Origin of the sequence: Maribacter sp., assembly GCF_039974175.1 — a bacterium.
In the GTDB taxonomy this organism is placed as follows: Bacteria; Bacteroidota; Bacteroidia; order Flavobacteriales; family Flavobacteriaceae; genus Maribacter_C.
Window position 1 is genome coordinate 644,422 of sequence record NZ_JBDWJN010000003.1, and the last position, 21,558, is coordinate 665,979.

The following is a 21,558-nucleotide window of genomic DNA, read 5'->3' on the forward strand; positions in this document are numbered from 1 at the left end:
ACTTTTTTTCACCTTACATCAAACACCGAGCACCCAACAACACGCTACTCCTCCACAAACAAATAATTCAATTTCAGCTCGTTAAAGGCCGCATTAAACTCCTTCATTTCAGAATCTACCATGGCGTCAAAGGCCTTTAATTGAGTTTCGATTTTTCCTGTTAGTTCTTTTTGAACGGCTACGTCTTGGTCGGTGGGTGGGAAATCACCGATGCCTACCAAGCGATTCAAGTGAGCCAATTTGTTCGTCAAACGGATGGGGAAGTTCAAGGGGTCTTGATTGCTTCTGTTTTGCGTTTGGTACAAGGCTTTTTCGATGCCTTCGAAACTTTCTTTCATGGTTTTGGCTTTTTCTACCAATTCCTTAGTGGCTTCGTTGTCTTTGTATTGCTCAGTGAACGCATCCAGCTGTTTGTTAACGCCCCTGATTTTCTTTATGGAACCGTGAGCCATATTTATCGTGGCGTTGACGGCCGAAATAAAATCATGCTGCTTTTGCATATCGGCTACCGTTACCTCTGCTCTTGGGTCGGGGACGATATTAAAATCTTGACTTTGGCTATCGCCGTTGACATTCAGATGGACTTTATAACTTCCAGGGACTGCTTTTGGTCCGTTGAAGCCGGCTGCCCAGAAAATCATGCCTTTTAGGGTTTCTGCTTTTTCTCCTCGCGTATTCCATACGTGGGTATTGCCTCCTTTTTTGACTTTGAGCTTTTTGTCTTTATCCTTGGCCGAATTACTAAAGGACGCTAAGGTATCTCCAGCCATGGTGGTATAGGTGATGGCAACCTTATCGTCATCGGCTAAATTCTTCAAATAGAAATGCGATACTACTCCGTTCGGATGATTCATTCCCTCTGTCTTAGAAGGTTCCTCGCTCGCTCGCCCTCCGGTGCGGTAACTGTCTTTGGGTTGGTATAAAATGGAGGCCATATTTTTCTTGCCGGCATCCAATTGATGGAGAACGGTGAGGTCATCTAGAATCCATAGGCTTCTCCCTTGGGTAGCTACAATTAAGTTGTTGTCTTTGATGGCCAAATCGGTAATCGGAACTATGGGAAGGTTCATTTGGAAGGGATTCCAATTCGCACCATCGTCGAAAGAAATATACATTCCGGTTTCGGTACCTGCGTAGAGTAAGCCTTTTCTTTTTGGGTCTTCACGAAGGACGCGGGTAAAATGTTCGTTGTTTATACCGTTCGTTATTTTCGTCCAAGACTTCCCGTAGTCGGTTGTTTTGTAAAGGTAGGGTCTAAAATCTCCCAGCTTGTAGCGCGTTCCGGCAACGTAGCATGTTCCTTCGTCAAAAGCGGAGGGTTCGATGCTGTTGATCATATTCCATTCGGGCATTCCCGCAGGGGTAACATTCTCCCAATTGGCACCTCCATCTTGAGACACATGAATCAATCCGTCATCACTTCCTACCCATAATAAGCCCTCTTTTAAGGGACTCTCATTGGCTGCGAAAATGGTACAGTAGTATTCCACTCCCGTGTTATCCTGTGTAATCGGTCCCCCACTGGAAACCAATTTAGTGGGGTCATTGCGAGTTAAATCATCTGAAAGGATATCCCAACTTTGCCCTTCGTTCGTACTCATATGCACATGCTGCGAAAAAGTGTATAATTTCTTCGGATCGTGCTTTGAGAATAGAATAGGGAAATTCCATTGAAAACGATATTTCATGCCCTCTGCCCCATATCCCATCGGGTTATCAGGCCAAACATTGATGCCTCTAACGGTTCCTGTTTTGTGGTTTACCCGCGTCAGGAATCCACCGTAAGAACCTCCGTAGACAATATCATTATCCAAAGGATCGACGGCGATATGGGCGGACTCACCACCTGCGGTTACCTCCCAATCGTTTTCGCTAATACTGCCTCCGTCGCTACGGTGCTTTACGCGCAAGGTGGAATTGTCTTGCTGCGCCACATAAATACGATACGGATGCGAATTATCAGTCGTCACCCGATAATACTGTGCCGTGGGTTGGTTGTAATAAGTGCTCCAAGTCTCGCCGGCATCATAGGTAATCTGAGCGCCACCATCATCACCGATAATCATACGCTTCGCATCTTCAGGGGCAATCCACAAATCGTGGTGGTCGCCATGGGGCGCGTTGAAGGTATTAAAGGTCTTTCCGCCATCTTTCGAACGGTGGTAGCGCACGTTCATTACATAGACCGTATTTTCATCTTCGGTATCAGCATACAAGCGGGTATAGTACCACGCACGTTGGCGTAGTTTTCGTTCGCTGTTCACCTGTGTCCATTTCTTGCCACCATCTTCAGAACGGTACAAACCTCCTTTTTTCTTGTTTTCGACCAAGGCCCAAACCCGCTCCGAATTTTTCGGGGAAACCGTGACGCCGATAATACCCAAGGTATCTTGCGGGAAGCCTTCATGCTTTGAAATCTCGGTCCAGGTTTCACCGCTATCGGTACTCTTCCATAAGGCAGAACCATCACCACCACTACTCAAACTATAGGGCGTACGTTGCGCGCGCCATGAAGAAGCATATAAAATACGGGGGTTGTTGGGGTCTAAGGTAAGGTCGACAAAACCCGATTGGTCATTGACAAATAATTTCTTGCTCCAGGTCTTTCCGCCATCGGTACTTTTATAGATACCGCGGTCTTGGGTAGGCTTGTAAATATTACCGAGTACGGCCGCATACACAATATCGGCATTGGTAGGGTGAATGCGGATTCGTGGTACATGGCGACTATTTTTGAGTCCTGCGGAGGTCCATGTTTTGCCTCCGTTTTCGGTTTTCCAGATGCCGTAGCCTGAGGATACATTACCACGAAGGGTTTTTTCACCCCCGCCTACATAAATGACATTCTTATCACTTTTCGCAACTTCTACGGCGCCGATACTACCACCAAAATAGCCATCGGAAATATTCTCCCAAGTACGGCCACCATCAAGGGTTTTCCAGACACCACCGCCTGTGGCACCCATATAAAAGAGATTGGGTTCACCGGGTACGCCGGTGACGGCAGCGGAGCGCCCACCCCGATGTGGACCAATAGAACGGTACTCCATACTGGAATAGAGTTCTTCAGCAAATGCAGTTTTAACTGGGGTTGTTTTTTTTCTTCTTTGGGCTTCAGAAGTAAAGGGTAGTAGGAAAAGGGCAGCAATAAACAGCCCTAGAAGGTTGTATCGAAGTTTCATTTTCAAGTGGATTAATTAGTCTGACTAAAAGTAGTGAAATGGGGGTTCTTAAAAAAATGATGGTTGGAAGGATTTTTGGGGATAAGTGGGCGATAAATATGCACCCTATATATGGTTAGGTAAACGCATTACTAAAGGCGCGAATTGTAAAGAGTTTTGTTGCTTTAACAAGCGTTTATTTGATCTTTTAAAATAAGGTAAGGCTTTGATATAGTTTGTTTTAATTTGTTTAATCGTTTTTAATAATCTCTTTGATTAAGAGAAAGGTCAGCATTAAAAATAAGCAGATTCCAACGGCCAAAAATCCATCTTGGATTAATTCAGCAAAAAAAGTATGGTAAACTCGCTATGGGTGCCTAACCCCATTTTTCAGCGAGTAATTAGATGACGTTTGTGCCATTACGAAATAGCAAAACATACAGACTAAGCTACTTATATAAAGTCTAATAATTTCTAAATTACTTTTATTTAGAATTAATGTCATCCTTTATTTGAACTTTGTTACACTACTCTTCTTGACTGAATAGATTTTTTTGTTGTATTACATCGACTCGGTCAATCTTCCCGGTTTCATCGAATGTGAAAATCTCTACGACAGAACTTCCTTCCTTTCTATTTGGGGTAAGCCAAACTATATCATGCATGATAAGCCTGTTATCTATTTCTGCCAGGTGTTGTATTTCGTTTCGAACATCCGTATGCCTCTCCAAATGTTCCTTCCGGTTTTTATATAGGGCCTCTATTCCATCGACCCTCAGTTCAAATTTTCCATCTTCTCCATACATGTAAACCTTGACATCATCGCTGAAGTTCTCAACGTAGAGCTTGGCATTTTTCTGATTTACCGCTTTCACAATATTTCGGGCTCTATCTGATTTGGACATCCCTTGCGAAATTGCCAATATAGGGAATAGCGCTATGGAAATTATTACTACTAAATTCGTGCTTTTCATTTATCGCTTATTTATACTTTGGAAAATCAATCTTGCTACAATACGCCACTAGCTTTTCACGATAACTCCAGGCTTTGGTTTTAGCTGGCAATCTACTTAACCAATGGCTATTTGGTCCTTCTAGTCCTATTCTCTTGCCAGAAAGCTCTAGTGAACTAGGCAAAAGTTTTCTTCCCATAATTTCGATGAAAACTTTTAGTTGTTCCTCACTAGTAAATATAAATGAATGCCCATTAAATTCAATTGTTAATTGTAGGTAACCTAAGTCTCCAAATCGTTTTGGAGCTGTTGGATCAAATTCGTCTGATAATCTCCAGGGCTTAGAACCTGTCTCGATGTGAACCCAATACGCCATTGGACTATACTTCCAATTAGATACATATTTCACATCAGAATTTTTCATACCTTATTTAAATTTCCGATACGATTTCAGCTATTAGCCTTTCTTGCTTTTTACTCCAATCTTCTCCTTTTTCATGATCGCCAACTAAATTATGAGTTATAAGTTTATCGATTCTAATTTTAAATTGGTCAAAACTCAACATAGCTTGTTCCACCGAATCGAAAAAATCAGTATGAAACATTAAACCGTAAATGCCAATGGTTATTGACGAAGGAGCGACATCTCCTTTTCCTTCTAAAGTAACTCGAGCGCCAAACGTATTCTCTTCGTCCTTTATTATTTTTCCGCCTTCGGACCCAATAGTTCCTACAGTTGTTTCATCCTCAAAAGTCTTCCAGAAATAACTCAACTTATAATCCTTTATCTAGACTTTGTTATTTTGGTTCTCATCTTGATTAGATGGTCCGTAGCCTCCTTAAAGGTAGCTACCCAGATTTTATCTCGATTGCTGTTCAAATATTCAAGCAATTCTTCGTGATCTTTCTTTGAAACACGCATGTGCTCCGCACCGATGCCGTGAAATGTCAAGGTTGATAAGGTTTCCTTTTCTATAATCGTATCGATATATTCAATTAAATCTTTAGAAGTACTATTATTTGGTGCCCATGAAATCACACTATATAAATCAACTGAGGAGGGTTCAACCAGTTCAACTTGTTCCTCCGAACTGGATCTTGCCGCTGAGAAGTTCTCAGATATATATGGTTTGTAACTTTCGCCCCCAGCGAATTCATGCGCACATGGATAAGCAAAAGTCCTACTTTTTTCAACGCCAAGGGCTGAAAGGAAATTATTTGAAAGCTGTATTTCGTTTTCGAGCTGCTTCTTTGTGTAGGTATCCAAATCGTAAAAATTCTCTACCCAAGGCTCCAACGACTTTTGGCATGGATGATAAGCCATATGGTTCCCTAGTTCATTCCCCTCTTGTACAAGGTTTCTCCATTTTTCAGTTTCTTCGCTTAAGGAACTAGAATTTAATGTCGGATAAAACGATGCTTTAAAGTTGTATTTCTTTAAGATAGGTCCGACTGTGTTCACATGGCTAGAAAGACCGTCATCATAGGTTAGGCATATCGCTGCCTTAGCGCCATTCGGCCATATAAATTCCTCATCATTTTGAGCGCATGCAACAAAAGTGGTCAGCGTCAGAAGTAAGAAAATAAGTTTTAGGTTCATTATCGCATCTTTTATTCGCACTTTGACTATAGTTAGTTCTTGATTAAATCTTTTACAAACTGTATTACTAAATCTAATATAAATATTCCTAAGATTGCAAGCAGAACGGATATATAAACAAATACATCCCAAGGACCAGAGCCCGTTAAAAGGTATAGGCCGATAAAAAACAATACACATACAATTAGTAGCATTAGTGCGAGGCGATTTAATATTGTTTTTTGGTATTTCACGTAGCGTTTATTTAACCTCTTAAAAATCCATTAGACCAATCTTCTTTTAGTCCTCTTATTCTGTCTACAAAAATTGAAGAGTCAATTTCTTCAGTTCCGAACCTTTCTTTAAATCTATCCGCTATTTTATTTGTCCATCGAGAATAGCTATCCATTCCTTCTGCTTCAACAACATCCATTGCAAAATTATCAGCATGATAATAGCGCATCTTTGAAATTTCCTCAAATTTTTCTGGAGCGATACAAAATCCCCATTTGACACAAAGGTCAACAAGCAGATATATTAATTCTCGTTCCATTGGAGGAGTTTCTTTGGACACTTTAAATCCCATGTATTAAATCGTTTATTTGAACTATAAGTAATTTAAAGATAGTGAATCTTACGGCTCTTAGGGGTTGAAATTATTTGATTGGTAATTCAACAAATCTAATAGCCTTGAGCTTCTTTAAAGAAGTACGGAATTGAGTTTGAATTGCAATCTAAATCCGTGTTTCACACCTACGACCTGTGACCAATATTGCTAAATAAAAAATTTATTGTATCTTTGTACTATACTTATAGTACAATAATATAATAGTATAATGATTCATTTTAGATTAGACCCTAAAACGGGCACCCCATTTTATCGACAGATCATTGATCAAATTAAATTTGGCATGGCCTCAGGAAATCTGAAAACAGGTGAGCAATTACCAACCGTAAGGGCATTGGCGGTAGATTTAAAGGTTAATTTAAATACCGTCGCTAAGGCCTACAAGGAATTAGAAATCCAAAATATTTTAGAGACTCAGCAGGGCACTGGTACGTTCATAAATGAAATTAAGATTCATATTTCAGACAAGGAGAAGAAGCATAAATTACAGGAGATATGCAATGAGTTTTCTTCCATCGCATTTAGTTATGGATTTTCGATAAATGAGATTATTAATCAACTTCAAAAACAAAAATAAAATGAAGGCAATTACAAAAAAAATGTGGAATCCAATATCTGCTACGGTAATGATTACAACATCCGCAATATCTATTGCACTTTATTATTTTGACCTAATTGGTCCGCAACTACTGGCATTTCTGCTATTAGTTTCGCTTTTTATTGCTAGGTCAATTCATATTGCGGATCAATGGGAAAAGGCCGTTGTTTTAAGGATGGGGAAATTCCAAGGGCTCAAGGGTCCTGGAATATTTTTCATTATTCCTATTTTGGATCAAATTGATAAATATATTGACCAACGCGTTCGAGTTACTGATTTTAAAGCTGAACAAACACTAACAAAAGACACGGTTCCTGTCAATGTTGATGCAGTCGTCTATTGGACCGTTTGGGATGTTGAAAAAGCCGCCCTTGAAGTACAAGAATATGAGGTGGCAATTTTTTATATTGCCCAGACCGGGTTAAGAGATATTATAGGAAAACATGAATTGGCCGATATTCTTCAAGAAAGGGATAAGATAGCGGAGGATTTACAAAAGGTACTAGATGAAAACACGAATCCCTGGGGAATTACTTGCCAGACGGTTGGCATAAAAGATATTATTATACCTCAGGGCTTGGCCGATGCCATGAGTAAAGAAGCTCAGGCGGAAAGAGAACGTAGGGCAAGAGTAATTCTAGGAACAGCCGAAACGGAAATAGCACACAAGTTTTCAGAAGCGAGCGAACAGTATAAGAAGAACCCCGTTGCCTTACACCTTAGAGGAATGAATATGCTTTTTGAAGGTTTAAAGGAAAAAGGGTCGATGGTGATTGTGCCAAGTTCTGCATTGGATTCAATGAATCTGGGAGCCACGGGCGGTCTGGTTTCCTTGGCGAAAGCGAACGAACTAGAAGAACCTAAAAATAGGATGGTGGATTCAGCAGAGTAATCTTTTGGATCGGATTATAGTAGCAATGATAAGAATTATTATTGCTCGCTATATTGAAACACCTCGGATACGCAATCGCTATCAACAGGAAATGTATTCAAATAGTTCTTTATTTACGCTATTTACATTTGGCCACTTGGAAGAAGTTTAAGAACTTCTTCCAACCCTTCATAACTTAGCAAAAAACTCCTTACGAAATCCGCTTTACGTAAAGCCTTAGCTCTTGTAGGTTTCCCTAACTTTCAACGACCAACTCCCCATAACTCATAAACGCGCATGCTATGCAAAAACAACCCATAAAAGTAGCCGTAGTATCCGATGTCGCCTGCCCTTGGTGCTATGTCGGTAAACGCAGACTAGAAAGTGCCTTAGAACAATGGAAAGGTGCCCCGGTTGAAGTGACTTGGCACCCCTTTCAGTTAGACCCTACCATACCCCAAACCGGTTATGACCGTGATACCTACCTCACCAACAAATTTGGAGACCTCGAACGTACCCAAGCCATGACTGATCGTTTGACACAAGTAGGCGCCGAAGAAGGCATCACCTTTAATTTTGGTGACAAATGGTTGGCCGTAAATACCTTGCCCTTACATCAATTGCTACACGTAGCAGGAGCCGAAGGTTTTAAAGACCAACTGAAAGAGCGCTTTTTAAAAGCCTATTTTGATGAAAATCTGCATTTGAATGATACCGAAGTGCTTATCAAAGTCATGCAAGAATTCAACTGGGCAGCTGAAAAGACGACGCGTATTCTCAATGATGATAGCATTGCCTATGCGGTAAAACAAGAGATTGCGCATTACCAACAAGGTGGGGTAACGGGTGTCCCCTTTTTTATTATCAATGACCAATATGGTATTTCTAGCGCGCAGCCGGTGGAGGTGTTTTTGGAGGCGTTTGCTAGGGTTTCGCCTATGCAGGTTGTTGGTGAAGGTGATAGTTGCGGCACTGAAGGGTGTTAGTTGATGATTTTTCGCTATACGCTGCACGCGATTTGCGATCGGCGTGGGGCGCTAAACGCATATTTGATACCTTTAGCGCTGTAAAACAAACCAGAACTTACTATCTGATATCACAAAAAAAATCATGGCACACTCTCTTTTCGGTCCTTCTAAAGATGAAATATGGCAACAAATCGCCGATGATATTGGCGGTGAATTTATTGATAATGGCTTTTGGAAAAAAGACGATTTGCGCTATGCCCATAAAGAATGGGAATTGCTCTTAGATACGTTTACCCGAAGTCATGGTAAAACTAGTAGCACCTATACACGATTGCGAGTACCCTTTATAAATAAAGATGGTCTACAATTTAAAATTTACCGCGAGGGGTTTTTTACCAAAATCGGCAAGTTTTTTGGCATGCAAGATATTGACGTTCGAGACCCTCGTTTTAATGAGGGTTTTGTTATTCAAGGGAATAATCCACAGAAAATAAGGCAACTCCTAAACGACTATAAGTTAAAAGCTCTCTTTGAAATGGTGCCCAAATCAAATGTTGAAATCAAAAAAGATGAAGGTTGGTTTGGTAAAACATACCCTGAAGGGGTGAACGTATTGTATTTTGAGTGTATGGGCACCTTGAAAAATAAGGAAACACTAAAACTCTTATTTCAGCTGTTTACCTTGCTACTTGATCGACTGGTTCATATTGATTCGGCTTATGACGATGACCCGAGGTTGACGTTGTGAATCGCTTTTCGCTATACGCTGTGCGCTTCACGCGTTTTTGCGCTTGGCGTATAGCGTGCGGCGATAAGCGTTTGTGTTCCTAGGCTCTCGACTCCGCTCGAGGTGACAGTACAGGGACCGTTAAATTTGTGTTCCTAGTCCTTCGACGCAGCCTTTCTTGAGCCCTTAAACTACATCGAAAGGCTCGAGATGACAGTATAGTTCAATTGTTGGATCGAAAAAAGACAAACTCCTAAAAGTAACTGTTAAGAGCTGCTGTTATAATGATACACCGCAAAAGAAGGTATAAAAATTAGGGCCAAGCCTAGAAGGCCAATGACGAAAAATAAACCACTGGTTAGTGGACCAAGCTCCCACTGTAAGATTTTAAAAAGATTACCTAAAATGGTTAAAGACGAAAATACGGCTCCGGAAATAAATGCTAATTTTTTCATATGTATATAAATTGGTTCGTTATTAACTTAAACGGAGAATTCCATGGTTTTATTTGAAAAACATCATTTTTTGTGTGACTGCATTCTTAACAATCAATTTCGCTTTCAATACTATTTTGTGAGCAGCTATATGAAGATGCATGCGAGTCAGCCGAGACCAATAGAAAGTAAAAAAGGGAGGACCCTAAAAGATTCAAATTTAGTTTTTGATAGTATCTTTATATCATGAACCCCATACTACTCCTACACGTTTTTACCACGCTTTTTATGTGCGGGCTTTGCTGGTTTGTGCAGCTGGTGCATTATCCATTGTTTAAAGAAATTGCTGCCGCTGATTTTCCTGCCTATCAGAAAAAGAATTATACCACGGGATGGATTACGGTACCCGTGATGACCATCGAACTTTGTAGCGGTATTTGGTTCTTATATACTGATTATAGTATGTTGTTTTTAGTGAATATGATCCTATTGACACTTACCTGGGGCAGCACCTTCGTTTTTCAAGTACCTACCCATTTGCAATTGGTAAAAACGCCAACACATGAGCTGATGAACAAGTTAATCCGTACCAATTGGATTCGCACCCTTTGCTGGACGACTCGGGCGGTGCTTTTGGGGTATTTGTTGTTGGCGGTGCTTTGATGGTTGATGGAAAATAAATCTAGGCCTGTCACATCGAGCGGAGTCGAGATGCGTGTTCCTAGGCTCTCGACTCCGCTCGAGGTGACAGTATTGGTGGCTTTCGAAACACCCTTTCACAAACTCTTAACAGCATCTTTCAGCTAAAAAGGTTAATTTAAAACCTATCAACCTTTACATCAGCAGTTTTGAACTATTCTAGAAGAGCCCTATTAAAACGTTACGGACTTGCAGGCTTGGGCTTGGCTGCAGCACCTTCACTGTTCTCACTTTCAAGTTCAAGTGCAAGTGTAAAATCAAAAGAGGACACTATGGGGCAGCGGGTGATTGCTAGTTCGGGAGAAAAATTACCTATGGTTGGTTTGGGTACTTGGCAGACATTTGATGTGGGAAATTCGCAAGCGGAATTGGAGCAACGAAAACAGGTGCTGGCCGAGATGTATAAATTAGGCGGTACTGTAATTGATTCCTCTCCGATGTATGGTTCTTCTAAGGCCGTTGTGGGCCGTGTTACGGCACAACTCGAGAGTCAAAGCAAATTTTTCTATGCCACCAAGGTATGGACCTCGGGCAGACAAGCGGGTATCGATCAGATGAATGCCTCCTTTAAAAAGATGCAACGCAACACTATGGATTTGATGCAAATTCATAATCTCGTGGATTGGGAAACCCATGTAAAAACGCTACGTGCTTGGAAAGAAGAAGGTAAAATACGCTACTGGGGTTTGACGCATTATGTTGATTCTGCACACCGCACATTAGAGTCCATCATCAAATCGGACCAGCCTGATTTTGTGCAGTTCAATTATTCGATACGCTCTCGCAATGCCGAGAAATCGCTTTTTGAAACCTGTCAAAAAAATAAAACGGCTGTACTTATCAATCAACCTTATGATAGTGGAAATTTATTTAGAAAAGTTAAGGGAAAAGCATTGCCAGATTGGGCAACAGCCTATGGTATTGAAAGCTGGGGGCAGTATTTCTTAAAATTTATTCTTTCCAACACGAATGTAACCTGCGTGATTCCAGGTACTTCGAAAGTTAAACACCTTATCGATAATATGGGTGCTGGTTATGGCGCCCTCCCCGATGCCAATGGTCGGGAGAAAATGGCGGCGTATTTGGAAAGGCTGTAGTTCGGTGTGTTCTGGATAAAGTCAATTCTCTGGTATGTCATATCGAGGCTTTTGACTACCTGCAGGATATACGCTGTCGAGATGCGTGTTTCTAGGCTCTCGACTCCGCTCGAGATGACAGTAGGGGTGGGTTTGATCTTCTTCCTAGGGCAATCACTCCTTTCTACCAATAAATACTATGCCAGCGCTGCAACTCGCCCACTGCTCTCACAGCGTAGTCACTCCTTGATAAAAGAGGGGAGCTTCATTTGATTTTTGACATACACTTTTACTTGCGGCGTAAAGATTTTATGCTTTATTAGTCCGAAGCGCTCTAAGGAGTTCGTCTTCAGTCATCAAGTTTTTCGATGATTATTCCATTCATAACAATAGTTACTGGTGATTTAATCAAGCCTATATTTTCCAGAGGATTTCCATCTATAAGTAAGAGGTTCGCTTTTTTACCTGGTTCTATAGAACCGAAATCGGGGTCCTCTAAAAATAACCTTGAGGCGTGATAAGTGCCCCCAGCAAGAATATCGAAATTACTGAGGCCGTATGCCTTTAGTGCGTCTATTTCTTGCAAATAAGTGCTTCCTGCATAGGTGCCCGGCAAAGAACTGTCTGTTCCTAAAATCATCTGAACATTTCGTTCTTTAAGCAACTTGAAGTTGTGTAGCAAGTATTCATTTTTATCCGTTACATCATCAAAAAAAGCGTTCATGGCCTCTTGACTTTCAACATCTAATCCATTTTTACCCATCACCGGATCAAGAATGATTTTTGGGACTACTAAAGTATCTCTACTCTTTGGGTAAAATTGCCCCTTGTTAATCGCATTTACATTGATAAATGCTGCAAGGGTATAAATTACTGGAACTTTTGATTGGGCAATTGTATTTGCCTCTTCAGCGGTTAATTTACCTCTCCATATACCGTGTGCCAATATATCGGCACCTGCATTTACGGCATCTACTGCATTTTGAGGACTGCCAATATGTACGAATACTTTATAACCCTTCTCATGAACCTCATCAATTAAGGCTTTTAAGACTTCAAAGGTCATTTCTGGAGCGCCTGGAGGAATCTGATCGTAGATTATTTTAACGTAATCGACATTATTCTTTAGGTACTTGGTAATGGTTTCTTCAACATCTTCAACTTTCTCGATAGTAGGGGCAAGCGTATTGACAAAAGAACGCAAAGGCCATTTCAATACTTCTTTGGTCAACGGAATAGGATGGCCATTTTTCACTGTTATGGGAATATGCGTATGATACACTGTTGGGCCTATGATTTTTCTATGCTCAACTTTTCTCGATAGATCCTTAATGTCAGAGGCCATACCACCCAAATCGTAAACCGTGGTAATTCCTGAATGTAAATAGGCCTCTAAATTGTAAGCCTCGTTGGTCTTTACATTCTTCCAGGGAACAGCACCGCTACCCGATAGGTGTACATGAGCATCTATCATACCTGGCATGATCGTTTTGCCCTTACCATTAATAATATGATATTCATCGTCATTTGCAACTATAAAATTTTCGGTAATTGTTTTGACTACACCCTTGTCAACAACAACATCTTTATCTAGTAACAACAAGCTATCCTTTCCATTAAAAATATTCACATTCTTAAAAATGATGGGGTGCTGTATGTCGCTTTCAACTATAAGTTGTTTGGTGTAATAATCCTTACAACCGGAGATTATGATTGACAATAAGATAAGATAGAGGCTGTAGAAAATTTTCATGATTAGTTCATTTAACCTAATTTTACTTCACAAATATAACAATTTAGCTCAAATGAACTAATGTCTACTAAGGAAAGGATTTTAGATAGTGCATTGCAACTATTCAATAGCGACGGTGTAGAGAATATCACTACACGGCATATCGCCAAATTAATGGGCATTAGCCAAGGTAATTTGCATTACCACTATCCGAATAGAAATGCAGTTATCGCAGCCTTGTTCCATCAGTTTCTCAAAGAGGTGCAAAATGCAGAACGTTTTAAAAGCGCTAGTTTTAAGAAAGAGGATGTCATAGGATCTATGAGAGACAATTTTAAAATCATGCTACGATATCGTTTTTTGTTCAAAGACAATGAGGTGGTGTGGCGTAGACTACCCGTTATCAAAAAAAAGACATTGGAATTATTCGCTTTAAAACAAAAGCAGATTTTGCAGATTATTGCGCTGTATAGAGATGAAGGTATCTTCAGAGAAGATATTAGTGAAAGTCAGATTCACTTTTTATCAGAGCAGTTTATTTTTACCATTACCTCTTGGTTGGGCGCTAAGGAATACATGGATGAAGAACAGAACATTTCAGAATACTACGCACAATTCTTATTTAGAACCTGGCTTCCCTACCTAAAAAATGATGAAATGAAAAAATGGGAGGAGATTTTATCCTTTATTTAAACCCTAATTATTCCAATTTGGCCGTTGAAACTTATAAAAACTTTTGTTGGCAAGTTTAGTCTTTCTTCTTCCTAGGACAACCGCTACTTACTACCCCTAAATGCTATGCCAGCGCTGCAACTCACCCAATGCTCTCGCAGCGTTGTCATTGCTAGAGTAAAGAGGGGAGCATAAAAAAACGCCCAAGGCAACACTGAGCGTTTTTAAAAACTAATTCAAAAAACTATACTTAATTGCCATCTCCAACAGTTGGATTAGTAGGTGCGAAAATACCGTTGGGGTTTTCTTTAACGATCCACACATGCAATTGCCATTGACTTAAGTGGGTGTTGATTTCCCATTCATCAGTATCACCCGTAAATCCTTCTGGGGGTGTGCCCGGGTTATCTAAATCTGCAATGGGCGTGGCATATTCTACCGCTACAAACTCCATATTGCCATTAGCATCTGGGGCGTATAAGATAATTTCAGGTTTTTCTAACTCGAAGGTATTATCCATTCTAGCAGGCAATACGTAATGGTGGCCCATATCGGGAACAAAACCAGAAGCATCAAAAAAGCCTTCGCCAGTAGCAACAGCAACATCGGCATATTTGGCAGTGGCAGCGATTAATTGGTTTACTTCTAGTTCCCATGCCGTCATGGTCACCTCATCATCATCGCTGCAAGACCACCCTAAAATTAAGAGGGGTAGGACCATACATAGTTGTTGTAAAAACGGTTTTCTTTTTTTCATAATTGACAGGTTTTAATACTACTTTTTTAATCAGTTAAACAAATTGAATTCCGTAAGTTTCGCAGATGGCAGCTATCTTTTTAAAGTCTGGTGGCCCCGCCGGCATAGCGTGTAGCTCTTGAAACATATGTTCCATGCCCGATGGAAAAGCACTGACCCACATCTTGGCGTTTTCATCGCCCACTACTTTCCAAGAGTGCACCAAATTTTTGGGCGCAAAGGCCATATCGCCCTCAGTTAATACCGTAGACTTCCCATCGACCATAAGTTCTACTTGCCCTTGCAGCACTCTAAAAATTTCATCCTCCTTACTGTGAATGTGCGGTGGTATGCCCGAGCCGGGTTTTAAATCATCAATCCATTCAAAAACTTGATTCCCGGTATCGGTGCCGACTACCTTATGCCATTGTGGATTGCCTAAAACATGCAATTGGGTGCCCTCATCTGCTTTAACAATCTTTTCCTTGCTATTGCCTTTTAAAAAAGTGTTCTCTTTAAAAAAGGCCTTTGCAGAACTCATAGGGATTAGCGCCAAAGCACTGGTGCCTCCCAATTGTTTTAAAAATCTTTTTCTATTCATTACAAACGATTTTAGTTGTTGTTATTTCTTGTATGTTAATAGGGCAAATCTATTTTAGCCCAGCTGCCTTCTTTGGTAATTCTGTTTCAGATTTTGACTGATTTGTTTCAATTGACAGCCAATGAAACAAAAGTGTTATTTGATGAAACATGACTGTTACACGGTAAACCTTATACCTTAGAACTTAGCAGCGAATTGCTACTACATAATAATTTCAGTACCTTTTTGAAGCCAACCCATGAAACAAGTAACACTCAGCATTCTTCTTTACCTCTTTGTTCTAAATGCGCTTTCAGGACAAAACATCTATGAGTTAGATCCTAAATATCCGGTGCATGACCTAGACGCAGCGCTACAGGTATATGCAGATAGTACAGGCTTAGTATCACCAGAGTTTTTACTAAAAGACCATATGCTTACCTACACCCGAGGAGACCAGCTGCCTAAAATGCTACAAACGAATCTCACCTATTGGGGAAAACTGCAGTTAAAAGTGCTAGATGCCGTGCCCGGCTGGACCCTTCATTTTGAAGATATTATGATTGGCCCTCCAGCGTGGACGAAAAGCAATGGTAAAATTGATGTGTACGGGTATGTGAATGGGGATTTATTGTTTCATCAAAAAACAGGGGTAGATTACGCTAAGAAAGAACGCGCTACTACTGACCACTGGGTACTGAACAGTATTGACCTAGGGGCTCTCCCTGCCAATACCACCGTTACCTTCATTATTAAAGCCCAGGGTAATAGCTTTGGTTATCCGGCCTATTTTCATTTGAGTGCCCGAAGTCCGGAACAAGCCTTTTACCATGAACCGTATCAATACCACAGAACATTCAATGCCTTTATGTTCGGGGTTACCTTTATTGTGTTTCTCTATTTTTTGTTGCAATTCATTTATTTGAGAGAACGCATCTATTTCTGGTTTTCCCTCTGGTTGTTGTTCTGTATGGTAACGCAGTCGATGACCATTGGATTAGTGATAGGAGCCCTTGGTTCCATAAGATATCCGTTGTGGATATTTGCCGCCAACGGTCAATTCTTTATTTTTTGGTTTTTTGGGCGTTCGTTCGTCGGGTCAAAACAAAAGTTTCCTGTGCTCGACAAACTCATTAAAGGTTTGGCCTTTTTTATCTTGATTGAAATCGTGATTACGGCCTTCTACGTCATTATTTTTAAGCCTGAAACCTACTTCACTGCGCCCCATAATTGGCATTATGTTCTTCTAAATATGTATGCCATCGGAAGCCTTTTGCTGTCTATTGTATTACTCCTTAAGCAAGATCTTTTTGCACGCTACTTTGGCATAGGGTCAATGATTGCGAGTATATTCTTTATCATCGGTACCCTATGGTCAATGGCCGTAATACGACCCCCCTTTGGTATAGACCCCTATTCTACGGGCATGTTTTTACAGATTGTCATCTACTCTTTCGGTATATCGTATCGAAGCCGGAAGATTACCGAACAAAACCAAATTAAAAAAATACAAGCAGAACGCTCGTTGGCAGAAATACAACGCATGAAAGATTTAGACGAGGTAAAAACCCGTTTTTTTGCCAACATTAGTCATGAATTCAGAACACCACTAGCCTTAATCAAAGGGCCGTTGGAGCAGGCAGAGAAGCTTAGCAAGAGCGGCAACGAACAATCTATTCAGCTTACTGAAAAAACATTTGGACTTATCAAAAAGAATACGATACGATTGCAAATGTTAGTAAATCAACTGCTCGACCTATCTAAAATAGAAAGTGGCAACCTGCATCTCAGACTTAGCCAAGGCGGCCTAATACCATTTCTTCGGTCGCATGTTTTTTCGTTTGAAAGTTGGGCGGAACGAAAGAATATAAGTTTGAATACACATTTTTCTGGAAAATCTGATGATGCCTATTACGACAAAGACAAACTAGAAAAAATATTAAACAACCTCTTATCCAATGCCTTTAAATATACACCAGAAGGGGGTACCGTTAGTGTAAATGCCAACCTTAGCGAGCAATTCTTATGGGTTGAAATAAGTGATACAGGAAACGGCATTCGACAAGAAGAGATCAATAAAATTTTTGATCGTTTTTACCAAGTTGAAGGCAATGAAGACAAAGGGTCAGGTATAGGTTTAGCACTAACCAAAGAATTGGTATCCTTACAAAACGGACAAATAAATGTGCATAGTGAAAAAGGTAGGGGTACTACTTTTAAAGTTAGGTTGCCGGTTTGTCTAGAAAAACTACCGGAGATGATAACCATTGACAAAGATGTTAACTGGAGTGTAACCTCTGAGCTACCAACTAAAATCTTGAATGAAACTCCTAAGGAAGAAAACCAAGACCTTAAAAATCATGAAGAGGTGGTGTTATTGGTAGAAGATAATGAAGATTTACACGATTTTATTTCCGAAATCTTAGCAACTAAATACAAAGTAATTAAGGCAAACGACGGGCTACAAGGAGAGCGTATGGCTTTTGAACATATTCCTGATTTGGTCATCAGCGACGTGATGATGCCCAAAAAAGACGGTTATGAACTTTGTAATGCCCTCAAAAACAATGTGAAGACAAGTCATGTGCCCATAATGATGTTAACCGCAAAAGCGGGTCAATCAAATAAAATGGCCGGGCTTACGCAGGGTGCAGACGCCTATTTAACCAAACCGTTTGATGCCAATGAATTATTACTCCGCGCCCAAAATTTAATAAAGGCCAGAAAAAAGATATGGGATCATTTTAAGTCGATGGATTTAAGCGCAGTACAAGATTTGAACCTTAGCTCAGTTGATGATACATTCTTGCAAAAAGTGATTTCTTATATCAAAGAAAATATCGATAATGAGCTGCTTTCCGTTGAAGATATAGCATCAAATGTAGGGTTTAGTAGGGCACAATTACACCGTAAATTAAAGGCGCTGACCAATAAAAGTACCGGGCAATTGGTGAATGAAATTCGCTTGAACAAAGCCAAAAACATGCTCACTCAAAAAGTGGGTTCGGTTTCTGAAATTGCCTATTCTGTAGGCTACTCAAATATGTCTTATTTCACTAAAAGCTTTAAGGCCAAATTTGGTGTATTACCTAGTAAAATTTAATCTTTACTGAACTTTAGGTTTTTTACTCTTCCCGTAGAGACTTCCAAACCTGACATAGTACCTGCTTCGTTTTTTGTGAATTGAATGGTATTGCCCCCAGCATTAAAAACATCTGTTTTGACAAAGCTTAGGGGAATGTCAGAACTTCTTGGGTGGGTTGCTATCAGTTTACCGTCTTTTGTTATGATGGTATAGGTAGTACTCAACTCTTCGCTGCTGTAACTGCCTATATAAGACTTCATATCTACCGTTGAAGCTTTTACGGGGGTGTATTCGTCTAAAGTTCCTAGAATGGTCTCTCCTTCAGATACGATCATACGATCTTGTCCTTCTTCTGAAGCAAATGTGACGGTAACGTCGGTAGGTATGTTGAGCATTTTGAATCTGTTCTTGTCGATTGGTACTAATTCGGTTACGTTACCATTACCACGATCGTACTGTAAACTACCCGATTTTAAATGAATCTTTCTTGAATAGAGGTCTTTGGCATCCCAATAATAGCCTTCAAAAGCTTTGAGTTCGTTTTCAGTAAGGCGTATTGTTTTTTGTTTTTTCTTAGCACTCGCGGGTTCCGCCTTAAATTCATCCTTTAAATAGATATCTGCTACTTGCAAAGCCAACCTACTGGGGTTTGATGCGCCATTATTGGAAACCACCGATACGGCAAAGTCCTGCTCTGGAAAACGCACCAAGTGCGAACGATAACCAGCATCACCACCACTGTGCTGAATTTGTTGTAAGCCTTTATAAGGCCCTACGAATTGTCCGTAAGCACCCCCAAAAGTTTCTCCATTGTTCAACACAGCCAAAGTGTTCATTTGATCAACAAGGGCTTTACTGCCCACTTTTAGATCCTTGAAATTCATCGCCCAAAGACTTAAGTCCTCCACTGTCGTAAATAAGCTAGTTGCTCCGACATTCGCATAACTCAACACGCTTTTTTGAAACCCAAAACCAGCCGGGTAGTAAGAATAGGCCCTGTTTTTTACAATCCGCTGATGATCATCATAAAATTGCGAATTGGTCATCTTTAAGGGCGTAAATATTCTTGTTCGGGTAAAATCGGCAAAGGTTTTCCCCGAAACACGGGCCACTACCTCAGCCAAAAGGGTAAAGCCGGTATTACAGTACATGTATTGTTCGCCTGGTGTAAAATTCAACTCCTTTTGTTTAGATACTATTTTCAAGACATGCTCCTTGGTGATGACATCATCCCAGCGCCAGCCGGCTAGATTCAACAGGTCCCACTGATCACGCATACCACTAGTATGTGTAGCCAAATGTCGAAGCGTTATCTCTTGTCCGAAATCGGGCACTTCGGCAATATGCTTTTGAATGGGGTCATCGAGAGAAAGTTTTCCTTCCTCAGCAAGGAGCAATAAGGCGAAGACCGTAAACTGTTTGGATACCGAAGCCACATGAAAAATCGTTTCAGGAGTCACGGGAATGTCATATTCTAAATTAGCACTTCCATAGCCCTTTTTAAAAACGATTTCGCCATTTTGTACCACGGCTACGGCAGCGCCAGGTTTTTGAATGTTATCAAAATCTTTGAAAATTTTGTCGATAGATTCTTCAAGGTTCGAAGTAGTTTCTGAAACCTGACAACTCATTGTTAACGTAGCCAAGAAGAAAATAGCCGCTATAACAACTAGCGATTTAGTACGTATGCGCATTGAATTTTGGTTTTAGGAGGGGAAACTTGGTGGAAGATATTAAAATAATTGATGGCAACCATTCTCGGGTTTGGGAATTCGATGTGGAATTATAGACTGGGACTTCTTTTTTCGCGCATCGCTTCACGCTACACGCTGAGCGCACTTTAGTGATTTGCCTATAGCGCGAAGCGATAAGCGCATAAGTTCCTAAGCTCCCGACTCCGCTCAAGGTGACAATAGAATTTTCTAGTTCTAAAAATTGATGGTTTATTGTTCTCCCTTGCCAAGGGGAGGACCTAGAAACTATTTAACAAGTAATTGAATGATTTTGATACCTTTAAAGCGATAAAAGAATCGCTATGGATTCAATCGTTTTGGTCTTAAGTTCGTTGGGTATTGCGCAAGCGGTTTTTCTGTGTGTGTATCTGCTTACACTGAAAAAAGGCAATCGGAAGGCAAATCTATTTCTGGCTTTTGTATTGCTTGGGCTTACCATTCGAATCGGAAAGTCGATTCTAAATGTCTATCTTGATTTAGAGCCTTGGCAGCGCAATTTGGGCATATCGGGGGTGATGATGGCGGGGCCGTTTCTTTGGTTTTACGGCCGCTTACTCTTAGGAAAAGAAAAGGGGTTTTCTAATCGCAACTACTGGCATCTGCTACCGTATGTTCTTTTCGTTGGCTTTTGCAACTACATCCCCAATGGTTATGGCGCATTTCCGAATGCGAGTTATTTGCTTGCCTTTTCGCATTTGGCGGTTTACTTGACATTGACCATCAGTTTGTTGATAAAATATAAGGTGCAGGTTAAGAAGTCGGTTTGGGTCTGGTATCGCAATTTGGTCATTGGCGTGGCTTTAATCTGGATATTTTATATGGGGAATCTTTTGGGATTGATTCCTTTTTATATTGGAGGTGCGATTTTCTTTTCGTGCTTACTCTATGCCTTCTCTTTTATCCTCTTGAAACAACCGGTTTTTGCCCTAGAAAAATATAAGAATTCTTCAGTAGATGCGGCAACATCCAAAAAGCATATGCAAGAAATCAGGAAGCTATTTGAAACCGAAACCCTTTACCTAGATAGCGAATTGAATATGGCGCAAGTAGCACAAAAATTAGGCATACCAGCGCGAGAGCTATCACAAGTCATCAATGAAAATGAAAAACAGAATTTTTCTGAATTTGTCAACCGCTATCGTATCGCGAAAGCCAAAGACCTTTTGGTCGACCCCTCATACGCGCAAGAAAAAATTGCAACAGTGGCCTATGATTGTGGCTTTGGCAATGTGACTTCCTTCAATCTAGCTTTTAAGTCCGCCACCCAATTGACCCCTTCACAATACCGGAATAAATTTCGCCTAGCTGAACGATAATTTTGAGATA

The 21,558-nt window shown here is 40.5% G+C and carries 20 protein-coding genes; 9 read left to right on the top strand and 11 right to left on the bottom strand.

What is annotated here, in order from left to right; genetic code table 11:
* Positions 1–44: 44 nt before the first annotated feature.
* From ABJN95_RS03905 to ABJN95_RS03930, 6 genes are all read right to left on the bottom strand, one after another.
* Positions 45–3,182 carry a glycosyl hydrolase gene (locus ABJN95_RS03905; RefSeq protein ID WP_348368688.1) on the bottom strand — a complete coding sequence of 1,046 codons (3,138 nt, stop codon included), beginning with the start codon at positions 3,180–3,182 and terminating at the stop codon, positions 45–47.
* A gap of 506 nt (positions 3,183–3,688) precedes the next feature.
* Positions 3,689–4,135, bottom strand: coding sequence for a nuclear transport factor 2 family protein (locus ABJN95_RS03910; protein ID WP_348368689.1), 447 nt, complete (start codon positions 4,133–4,135; stop codon positions 3,689–3,691).
* A gap of 7 nt (positions 4,136–4,142) precedes the next feature.
* Positions 4,143–4,538: a hypothetical protein gene (locus ABJN95_RS03915; protein WP_348368690.1), complete on the bottom strand. Its 396-nt coding sequence runs from the start codon at positions 4,536–4,538 to the stop codon at positions 4,143–4,145.
* 7 nt (positions 4,539–4,545) lie between these two features.
* Entirely contained in the window at positions 4,546–4,887 is a 342-nt protein-coding gene (locus tag ABJN95_RS03920; protein ID WP_348368691.1) for a hypothetical protein, read from the bottom strand.
* An 11-nt stretch (positions 4,888–4,898) separates the two neighbouring features.
* Positions 4,899–5,714 (bottom strand): polysaccharide deacetylase family protein, encoded by an 816-nt coding sequence (locus ABJN95_RS03925; RefSeq protein WP_348368692.1) that lies wholly within the window; start codon positions 5,712–5,714, stop codon positions 4,899–4,901.
* A 244-nt stretch (positions 5,715–5,958) separates the two neighbouring features.
* Complete coding sequence (locus ABJN95_RS03930; protein ID WP_348368693.1) at positions 5,959–6,279, bottom strand: hypothetical protein; 321 nt, start codon at positions 6,277–6,279, stop codon at positions 5,959–5,961.
* Positions 6,280–6,529: 250 nt separating this feature from the next.
* Here ABJN95_RS03930 and ABJN95_RS03935 point away from each other — a divergent pair, with 250 nt between their 5' ends.
* The 4 genes from ABJN95_RS03935 to ABJN95_RS03950 all read left to right on the top strand — a co-directional run bounded on the left by ABJN95_RS03935 (position 6,530) and on the right by ABJN95_RS03950 (position 9,506).
* Positions 6,530–6,898 (top strand): GntR family transcriptional regulator, encoded by a 369-nt coding sequence (locus ABJN95_RS03935; protein ID WP_348368694.1) that lies wholly within the window; start codon positions 6,530–6,532, stop codon positions 6,896–6,898.
* 1 nt (position 6,899) lies between these two features.
* Positions 6,900–7,811 carry a slipin family protein gene (locus ABJN95_RS03940; RefSeq protein ID WP_348368695.1) on the top strand — a complete coding sequence of 304 codons (912 nt, stop codon included), beginning with the start codon at positions 6,900–6,902 and terminating at the stop codon, positions 7,809–7,811.
* Between the two features lie 281 nt (positions 7,812–8,092).
* The gene (locus ABJN95_RS03945; protein WP_348368696.1) at positions 8,093–8,776 is read left to right on the top strand and encodes a DsbA family oxidoreductase; all 684 of its coding nucleotides are present in this window, start codon (positions 8,093–8,095) and stop codon (positions 8,774–8,776) included.
* Between the two features lie 124 nt (positions 8,777–8,900).
* Positions 8,901–9,506 (top strand): hypothetical protein, encoded by a 606-nt coding sequence (locus tag ABJN95_RS03950; RefSeq protein WP_348368697.1) that lies wholly within the window; start codon positions 8,901–8,903, stop codon positions 9,504–9,506.
* Between the two features lie 245 nt (positions 9,507–9,751).
* Here the strand turns inward: ABJN95_RS03950 and ABJN95_RS03955 are convergent, their stop codons facing one another.
* Positions 9,752–9,940: a hypothetical protein gene (locus ABJN95_RS03955; RefSeq protein WP_348368698.1), complete on the bottom strand. Its 189-nt coding sequence runs from the start codon at positions 9,938–9,940 to the stop codon at positions 9,752–9,754.
* Between the two features lie 225 nt (positions 9,941–10,165).
* On the opposite strand from ABJN95_RS03955, the gene ABJN95_RS03960 reads away from it, so the two are divergent.
* A complete protein-coding gene (locus tag ABJN95_RS03960) occupies positions 10,166–10,582 on the top strand; it encodes a hypothetical protein (RefSeq protein ID WP_348368699.1) in 417 nt (138 codons plus the stop codon).
* A 185-nt stretch (positions 10,583–10,767) separates the two neighbouring features.
* Positions 10,768–11,715 carry an aldo/keto reductase gene (locus ABJN95_RS03965; protein ID WP_348368700.1) on the top strand — a complete coding sequence of 316 codons (948 nt, stop codon included), beginning with the start codon at positions 10,768–10,770 and terminating at the stop codon, positions 11,713–11,715.
* A 328-nt stretch (positions 11,716–12,043) separates the two neighbouring features.
* Here ABJN95_RS03965 and ABJN95_RS03970 read toward each other — a convergent pair whose 3' ends face one another.
* Entirely contained in the window at positions 12,044–13,447 is a 1,404-nt protein-coding gene (locus ABJN95_RS03970; RefSeq protein WP_348368701.1) for an amidohydrolase family protein, read from the bottom strand.
* Positions 13,448–13,507: 60 nt separating this feature from the next.
* Between ABJN95_RS03970 and ABJN95_RS03975 the strand changes: the two genes are divergently transcribed.
* The gene (locus ABJN95_RS03975) at positions 13,508–14,119 is read left to right on the top strand and encodes a TetR/AcrR family transcriptional regulator (protein WP_348368702.1); all 612 of its coding nucleotides are present in this window, start codon (positions 13,508–13,510) and stop codon (positions 14,117–14,119) included.
* Between the two features lie 229 nt (positions 14,120–14,348).
* Here ABJN95_RS03975 and ABJN95_RS03980 read toward each other — a convergent pair whose 3' ends face one another.
* Positions 14,349–14,855 (bottom strand): hypothetical protein, encoded by a 507-nt coding sequence (locus ABJN95_RS03980; RefSeq protein ID WP_348368703.1) that lies wholly within the window; start codon positions 14,853–14,855, stop codon positions 14,349–14,351.
* Between the two features lie 34 nt (positions 14,856–14,889).
* The gene (locus ABJN95_RS03985; RefSeq protein WP_348368704.1) at positions 14,890–15,435 is read right to left on the bottom strand and encodes a cupin domain-containing protein; all 546 of its coding nucleotides are present in this window, start codon (positions 15,433–15,435) and stop codon (positions 14,890–14,892) included.
* A 238-nt stretch (positions 15,436–15,673) separates the two neighbouring features.
* Here ABJN95_RS03985 and ABJN95_RS03990 point away from each other — a divergent pair, with 238 nt between their 5' ends.
* A complete protein-coding gene (locus ABJN95_RS03990) occupies positions 15,674–18,517 on the top strand; it encodes an ATP-binding protein (protein WP_348368705.1) in 2,844 nt (947 codons plus the stop codon).
* On the opposite strand, the gene ABJN95_RS03995 is transcribed toward ABJN95_RS03990, so the two are convergent.
* Entirely contained in the window at positions 18,514–20,193 is a 1,680-nt protein-coding gene (locus ABJN95_RS03995) for a serine hydrolase domain-containing protein (protein ID WP_348368706.1), read from the bottom strand. The two genes, ABJN95_RS03990 and ABJN95_RS03995, sit on opposite strands and share 4 nt — an antisense overlap.
* Before the next feature lie 341 nt (positions 20,194–20,534).
* On the opposite strand from ABJN95_RS03995, the gene ABJN95_RS04000 reads away from it, so the two are divergent.
* Entirely contained in the window at positions 20,535–21,548 is a 1,014-nt protein-coding gene (locus tag ABJN95_RS04000; protein ID WP_348368707.1) for an AraC family transcriptional regulator, read from the top strand.
* Positions 21,549–21,558: the final 10 nt, after the last annotated feature.